Source organism: Streptomyces sp. NPDC088124 (assembly GCF_040685895.1).
Classification (GTDB): domain Bacteria; phylum Actinomycetota; class Actinomycetes; order Streptomycetales; family Streptomycetaceae; genus Streptomyces.
On sequence record NZ_JBFBJB010000120.1, the window covers coordinates 1 to 6,800 of the forward strand.

The 6,800-nt window shown below is 66.4% G+C and carries 9 protein-coding genes; 7 read left to right on the top strand and 2 right to left on the bottom strand.

All coding sequences use genetic code 11. The features are described 5' to 3' along the window. Positions 1-125: 125 nt before the first annotated feature. Together AB0P17_RS42995 and AB0P17_RS43000 are read right to left on the bottom strand one after the other, a co-directional pair. Complete coding sequence (locus tag AB0P17_RS42995) at positions 126-413, bottom strand: hypothetical protein (RefSeq protein ID WP_365820542.1); 288 nt, start codon at positions 411-413, stop codon at positions 126-128. A gap of 543 nt (positions 414-956) precedes the next feature. Further along, on the bottom strand, positions 957-1,535 hold the full coding sequence (locus AB0P17_RS43000) for a class I SAM-dependent methyltransferase (protein WP_365820544.1): 579 nt from the start codon (positions 1,533-1,535) through the stop codon (positions 957-959). 547 nt (positions 1,536-2,082) lie between these two features. Between AB0P17_RS43000 and AB0P17_RS43005 the strand changes: the two genes are divergently transcribed. The 7 genes from AB0P17_RS43005 (at position 2,083) to AB0P17_RS43035 (ending at position 6,308) form a co-directional block, all read left to right on the top strand. Next, a complete protein-coding gene (locus AB0P17_RS43005; RefSeq protein ID WP_365820546.1) occupies positions 2,083-2,940 on the top strand; it encodes a helix-turn-helix transcriptional regulator in 858 nt (285 codons plus the stop codon). Next, on the top strand, positions 2,937-3,173 hold the full coding sequence (locus tag AB0P17_RS43010) for a DUF397 domain-containing protein (protein ID WP_365820547.1): 237 nt from the start codon (positions 2,937-2,939) through the stop codon (positions 3,171-3,173). The genes AB0P17_RS43005 and AB0P17_RS43010 overlap by 4 nt, the downstream gene beginning before the upstream one ends. A 300-nt stretch (positions 3,174-3,473) precedes the next feature. Continuing rightward, a complete protein-coding gene (locus AB0P17_RS43015; RefSeq protein WP_365820549.1) occupies positions 3,474-3,749 on the top strand; it encodes a hypothetical protein in 276 nt (91 codons plus the stop codon). A 153-nt stretch (positions 3,750-3,902) separates the two neighbouring features. Then, a complete protein-coding gene (locus AB0P17_RS43020) occupies positions 3,903-4,310 on the top strand; it encodes a helix-turn-helix domain-containing protein (protein WP_365820550.1) in 408 nt (135 codons plus the stop codon). After that, positions 4,307-4,990 carry an IS630 family transposase gene (locus tag AB0P17_RS43025; protein WP_365820552.1) on the top strand — a complete coding sequence of 228 codons (684 nt, stop codon included), beginning with the start codon at positions 4,307-4,309 and terminating at the stop codon, positions 4,988-4,990. The genes AB0P17_RS43020 and AB0P17_RS43025 overlap by 4 nt, the downstream gene beginning before the upstream one ends. Positions 4,991-5,659: 669 nt before the next feature. Beyond that, positions 5,660-5,851: a hypothetical protein gene (locus tag AB0P17_RS43030; RefSeq protein WP_365820554.1), complete on the top strand. Its 192-nt coding sequence runs from the start codon at positions 5,660-5,662 to the stop codon at positions 5,849-5,851. Positions 5,852-5,936: 85 nt separating this feature from the next. After that, positions 5,937-6,308 (top strand): hypothetical protein, encoded by a 372-nt coding sequence (locus AB0P17_RS43035; RefSeq protein ID WP_365820556.1) that lies wholly within the window; start codon positions 5,937-5,939, stop codon positions 6,306-6,308. Positions 6,309-6,800 lie beyond the last annotated feature (492 nt).

A 6,800-nucleotide genomic window follows, 5' to 3' on the forward strand; every position in this document is an offset into this window, starting at 1 on the left:
TCTGGCCGCCGGGCTGGCGGTGACAGTCTGTGGAGCGGGTGTAAGACCTCAACGGAGTTCTCCGGACGGGCAGTCGGCGATGAAGCAGAAACCCCCACGGTGCGAGCCGTAGGAATCCCCCTCGATTACGAGGGGGAGGAAGCCAAGAAGTGCACTATCCCGCCGCCGTAGCCCAAGGACGGTGGCAGGCTCATGTGCCAGGCCCACGAGCAGTTGATCAGGCGCATACGGTCGGGCATGTGGATCGTGTGATGCGGCTGCAGATCGCTGTGCACCCAGCCGGCCTGGTGCAGTTGTCCCACCGCCGTGCACACGTCCACGGCGGCCTTAAGGGGGCCTTCGTAGCTGCCTTTCTTGTCCCGCGCGTCCTGGAACAGCTGCCACGTCGTCTCACCGTTCAGCCATGGTGTCACCCAGCCATGCCAGCGTCTCGGCGCGACCCCACTGGGCGTGTTGGCTGTATGACGTCGCCGGAGTCAGGCCTCCGAGGCGAAGCATCACCTCGGACTCACGGGCCACCACGGCGGCTCCCGAGACCCGGCCGACCTTCACCGCGCAGGTCCCCTGTGGCCCGCTCACTTTCCACATCGCAACCGAGGCCTGGTCCCTTCGTTTCTCCCACGTCGCCGGGTTTCCGGCCAACTTGTCGACGGACGTCCGGCATTCCACCGGAATGGAGGCTGCGGGTCCCGCACTCGTCTCTATCACCTGAATCACCCTCATTGCCCCTCGGCTCCTGTCCTGATTCGTTGCGTCGAACAGTGGTGACATCCGGGGCGGGACGGGCGGCCACGCCGATCCCGCGTCTCCCCGAACACAATGCGTTTTTCGCTCAGCTCATCGGCAGGAGTCGGGTGCGATCGCACGGCCGCGTCATACCGGGAGTTGGGGCCGGCCCCCGCACCGAGCCCCGTCATGGGCATCGGGCCCGGCGTAGGGCAAGGGGCGGGGCTGTGTCATGCCGGGCCCCGCAGCACCACGGCGGTGCGGGGCCCGACTGTGTACGTCGTGGAGTATGTCCAGCCGTCTCTGAGGCGGTCGATCTCGTCTTGGGTCAGCCCGCGTTCGAAGGGATCACTCTGCTGGTACTCGGCGTCGACCGAATCGGCCTTGGTGATGACGTAGAGCGCGCCGGACTTCGGCCGAAGCCATCGCCGTACGTCGGTGAGGAACCGTTCACGGTCCAGGAACGCCAGCGAATCGCGGCAGGTCACGACGTCGATGGAGCCGGGCCGGATGCCGCGGGGGATGGAGTCGGCCTCGACGTCCCACAGGTCGTACCGCAGCCTGCTGTGTGTGCCGGCTGCGCGCGCCTGGTCGATCGCGGCGGGCGAGAAGTCGTACCCGACGGCGTGCATTCGCGTCCAGTGGCCGTTGCCACATCCGATGTCGACAGCGACCGTGCCGGACGCCGGCCCGATCTGGTCGCAGAACTTCCGTTCCTCCACATCTCCGACGAGCCGCGGGGTCCTCTCGTTGTCCCACCACAGGTCCCATTCCTCGGCGGAAAGTCGGGTGCGTCCGAAGCTGTTCATGCGGTCCTCTCCAACTTTGTGCCGGCCTGGCTGGTCCGGTGCAGCCGGGCGGGTTCGAATCGCCGCTCCGCGTGCTCGTCCATCCACTGGATCGGGTTTCTTCAAGTGGCCGCTTGCCGCCGTCGGCGATCGCCGGCTCGTTGAGAGCCTTCCGCAGGCGTGGCAGCCGCAGGCCGGGCAATTCGGGAACCCGCGACAAGCCGCCGCCGCAGTAGCCGTGGCGCTTGTTGTCAGAGGTGTCCGGCCGTGTCGGGCTGTTACTCCACATCGTCGTCTCCGTCGTTGAGGGAGAGAGTGATGGTCCGTCCCCCAGGGAGTGCGAAAGCGGACAGACCATCCGGCCGACGGCGGAACCGCCCGACCTCCATGCCAACGGGATTGACCGTGTGTCACCAATGGTCACGCACTGACGCGCAACCGCGATCCCGCTCGACAAACAGCTTGCTCCTTTTGGCGGTTGGGGCGCAATACGGATGCTGAAATTCTCGAAAAGAGGCGAACGTCTGTCCCGTCGTCAGATCAGTCCACGACGTGCCACACTGCGTCTATGACTCAGAAGCGAGCGACGCCGACCATCAAACGACGTCGGGTTGGCGCGCAACTACGCCGCTGGCGCGGGGAGATGCGATCCGGCGATGCCGCCCGGCTGATGGACTGGGACACCACCCGCCTCAGCCGTATCGAGCGAGGCCTCTACCGCATCTCCGGCGAGGACGTGCGCGAGCTCTGCAAGAAACTCGGAGTCGAGGATCAGGCCGCCGTGGACGAGGTGGCGAAGGTCGCCGAGGAGCCGGCAGGCAGTGGCTGGTGGGCACCGTATGCCAGCCTCATGAGCCCCGCGTACCTCGATTTCATCGAGCTGGAGACAGAAGCGCAGACCATACGCATCCAGCATCCGAAGGTCATTCCGGGACTCGTCCAGTCGCACGGCTACGTCCGCGAGATCCTGTCGCACGCGCGGACCACGACGGAGGCGACGGAGCCGATGGTCACCGTCCGGCTGGCTCGCCAGGAAGTTCTCACCCGCACAAGCAAGCCCGTCCAGTTCCACGGGCTGATCCCCGAATCGGCTTTCCACGCCCGCTTCGAGTCGGGACCCGGACTGATGAAAGACCAGATGCGCAAACTGCTCGACGCCTCGCAGATGCCGAACATCAAACTCCAGATCGTCCCGCTGACCGCGCACCCGTCGTACGGATCGAACGGTTCGATGACGATCTTTACCTTCCAGCACCCCTGGACACCCGTCGCAAGCGTGGACAACCCCATGGGCGGGTCGCACACGTACGACCTTGAGCAAGTCGGCTACCTGGAAACCGAGTTCGACCACATCGCTTCCATCGCACTTCCCGTGGACGAATCACGGGATCTCATGAACGAATATCTGGAAGGACTGCACAAGTGACCGTGAAAAAGGGCCTCTTGGCCACCGATCTTGAAGGCGCCGTCTGGACGAAGTCGTCCTACAGCGGCGACGCGCAGGGTCAGTGTGTCGAGGTCGCCGACCTGACCACCACGTCACGCCACGGCGTCGCCATCCGGGACTCCAAAGCCCCGACCGGACCGGCGCTCCTCTTCGGCCCGGCGTCGTTCGCCGGATTCATCGCCAACGTCGCCGGGAAACGCTTTGACGGCTGACAGGAACAGCACGAAGGTGGCGCGATTCCCCCACGACAGATGCGGGGGAATCGGGCCACTCTCGTACAGCCGTAGCCATGACGGGTTCGATCAGCCTACCGTCGGCGATCGCCAGAACGGTGCCGCGCACCACGCTCCTGGAAGCGGGAGGACGCCTGCTGTGGGCGGAGCCGTCTCCACCGCGCTCATCGGCGAGTCGGCGCGCATGATCGACCAGTTCCGGACGGTGACCTCTTCGGGCTGTGCCGCGCGTACCGGGTCGTCTCCCCAGCGGTAGGCGAAGTTGGGCTGGTCGAACTCATGGTGTCACCCGACGAGATCGGCCCTTCGGCCGAACTGTCCGTGCACCATGACGTGTGGGGTCTGTGCGATTTCCGGGGCGAGCCCCACCCGGTCATCCATGCCGCCAACGCGCCGCGGCTCGCGTCAGTCCTGCAGGAGCTCGTCCACGTACTCGGAGTCGAGGCGGAGCCCGGCGAGCCGGGGTACTACGGTCGAGCGGAGGGGCACGGCCTCAAGACTCCCGACATCATCGACGGGCGGGGACCGGACCTCGCCGATGCGGTATTCGGCTAGTAGACTGTCGCGACTAAGTGTCTTCCTGGTTGGTGGAGTTGGGCCGAGCGAGCGTCACTGGTCGCTTCCGTTCGGCCGGGCAGGGGTGCCGTGTCCTCGCAGAAGAAGTATCCGGTCGCGTTGAGTGCCGAAGATCGTCGGGCGTTGGAGCGCGTGACGACGACAGGGGTCCGCAGCGCGTCGATGATCAGGCGGGCGCGGGTGCTGCTCGCGTTGGACACCTCGGCCGGCGAGGTCGCTCCGCGGGTGGTGATCGCGGACCGGGCCGGGGTCTCGTGCGATTCGGTCCGCCTGATCTCGAAGCGGTACGCGGAGACCGGTGGCGATGTGTGGGCCACGGTCGGCCGGAAGGAACGCGCACTCCCGCCGGTACCCTCCGCGGTGACCGGCGAGATCGAGGCGCGGTTGATCGCGCTGGCCTGCTCGACGCCGCCCAAGGGACACGCTCGGTGGTCGCTGCGCCTGCTGGAGAAGCACGTCGCGCTGGTCGAGGACATCCCGGATCTGGACCACTCCACGATCGGTCGGGTCTTAAAAAAACGGAACTGCGTCCTTATGTGAAGAGGTGCTGGACCATCCCGCCGACTGCGAATGCGGCTTTCGCCGCGGCGATGGAGGACGTCCTGGCGGTCTACCGCCGACCCTTCGATCCGGCGCGCCCGGTGGTGTGCATGGATGAGAAGCCGTACCAGCTGCTCGGTCACGTCCGCGATCCGCTTCCCGCACGGCCGGGCCGTGACCGGCGCGAGGACAACGAGTACGTCCGCTCGGGGACCTGCTCGATCTTCTGCTGGGTCGAGCCGCTGCGCGGATGGCGGCGCGTGGACGCGCAGTCCCGCCGGACCAGGGTCGACTGGGCGCACCAGGTCGAGCACCTGCTGACCGTGAACTACCCCGATGCCGCCACGGTCGTGCTGGTCATGGACAACCTCATCACCCACACCACAGCCTCGCTCTACGAGGCGTTCGACCCGGCGAGGGCCTTCGCGCTGGCCCAGCGCCTGGAGATCCACCACACCCCCAAACACGGCTCCTGGCTCAACATCGCCGAGATCGAGCTATCCGCACTCACCCGCCAGTGCCTGGACCGCCGCATCGACGACCTCGCCGTGCTCAACACCGAACTCGCCGCCTGGCAGCAGTACACCAACAGCAACCAGCGCCAAGTCGACTGGCACTTCACCACCGACGACGCACGCGTGAAACTGCGCCACCTCTACCCAACCACACAGAGAAATTAAGCCGCGACAGCCTACTAGCTTTCTGGAGATCTCGGGTCCTGCCGACACCGGCAAGAGCACCGCTGCTCTGGAACTCAATCGGGCACTGTGGCGGACGGACCTCGTACACAATCCCGTTCGCGGGCTCGACAACCGGATCACCACCCGATCCATCACGGCACCGCCGGAGGCCGACCTGCGCCGTATCGTGCTGGAAATCGCACGATCCCTATACCCGCACGAGTTCGTCCGGGAGGAAGAATCCGGGCCGCCGACGCCGCCCGGTTCGTGCTCGCCTCGGCCCAGCGCCTCCAGGCTGAACTGCTGCACACCGGGCCGGAGGGGATCTCCGTGCTGCAGCGTGAACTGGCCGGATGAAGGGCCCCCAACCTCCCAACACCTCGAAGGAGACCCACTGATGTACCCGAACCTGCCGGCCCCGGAAGAGATACTGACCGCCGCCAAGTCCCGTTTGGGGATCCCGCGAGCACGAGACGCCCGACGAGGCGATCCTCGACCCGACGACGGACCGTCGTGAAGCCGAAGGCCGCCTCGTGCGCTATCGGGGCATGAACCCCGAGACATGTCTCGTGCAGCGCGCCGTCCGCTACGACACATGGACGGAGGCGTCATGAACTACGGTCGGTACAACGTGCGCGCCGGCGCGGACGTGGCCGAGGACGGTGCATCGTGATCAAGCGCCCTCCGCCCGAGAAGACGCCCGCAATCCGTCAGTTTCACCGCGCTGGTGCGACTGATGAGCAGATCGCGGCCCACGAACTGGCGGTTCTGCGCGAAGTCCTGTTCCATGCCGACATCGGTGGCAACGCGGCGGGCTACGTCGTCGACCGCATTGAGCAGTTGGAGGGCGGTGCGTCGTGACCGCCATGGCCTCTATGGGTCCGTCTTCGCCCCGGCCGTGCCTACCCCTTCTTCCCGTTCCGTTCCTCATCGCTCGGAGGCCCGTGTGCAGTTGCAGCAGATCCATCCGAACCCCGCCGGTGACCCGGGTTTCCGCCTTGACTTCGAGGGCCGCGCCCGACTCGTTCACGAGGGCTACACTGTCGACGTCTGGGTGCGCCGGGCGACAGCCGAGGACATGCCGTCTTCCCTGGGCGAGGTACCGTCCGGCGCCGTCATGGTCACCGGCGCCGTGACGCTGGACGGCGTCGTCCTGTGCGATGCCAGTGCGGGTGCCAACGAGCACGAACCCATACGCATGCGCGAGGCCTTGGAGGAGGTTTTGCGGGAGGCAGTCGAGGCAACGCGCCGAACGGTCGCACGGCTGGTCACGCGCGTCGAGGAGATCGACCGCAAGCACAGCGAGGATAGAGCATGAGTAGGGGGAGCTTCAGTTTCAGGGGCGTCTCCCCGCCGGACAACGACCATTTCCCAGGCCGCGTCATTCCAGACGACCACGGGTTCCGCGATGAAGACCCGATCGAGTGTTACTTACGCCGAGATGGCTGTGGATACCGCAGTACAGTCGGCGAGTTCCGCATGTACGCCCCCACCGCAGCCTGATCCGCACCGACCGGCACCCGAAGAGACCTCCCTGGTACAGCATCGCGCTGCGCCGGGGAGGTCTCTTTTTCTCAGCTCGCGTCTTCGCCCTACGATCCGATCCTTCCCATGTCAGCGAGGGCTCCACGGTGTCGGTCTGAATGGCCTTCCGGGCCGTGGCCGCCGACTGCGCCTACGGCGACCAGGACGGCTTCCGCAGAGCCCTCGCCGCGGCGGGACTGCCGTTCGTCATGGCCCTCAAGCCGAGTCACGGCACCTGGGCCTACGGCAAGGACGCCTACACCCCCGTCGATGCCGCCCGCGCCCT

What these genes read in the sequence shown, in the direction of transcription:
- AB0P17_RS43000 (WP_365820544.1), bottom strand. Translation starts at nt 1,535, where the DNA reads ATGAACAGCTTCGGACGCACCCGACTTTCCGCCGAGGAATGGGACCTG.
- AB0P17_RS43015 (WP_365820549.1), top strand. Translation starts at nt 3,474, where the DNA reads ATGGTGTCACCCGACGAGATCGGCCCTTCGGCCGAACTGTCCGTGCAC.
- AB0P17_RS43005 (WP_365820546.1), top strand. Translation starts at nt 2,083, where the DNA reads ATGACTCAGAAGCGAGCGACGCCGACCATCAAACGACGTCGGGTTGGC.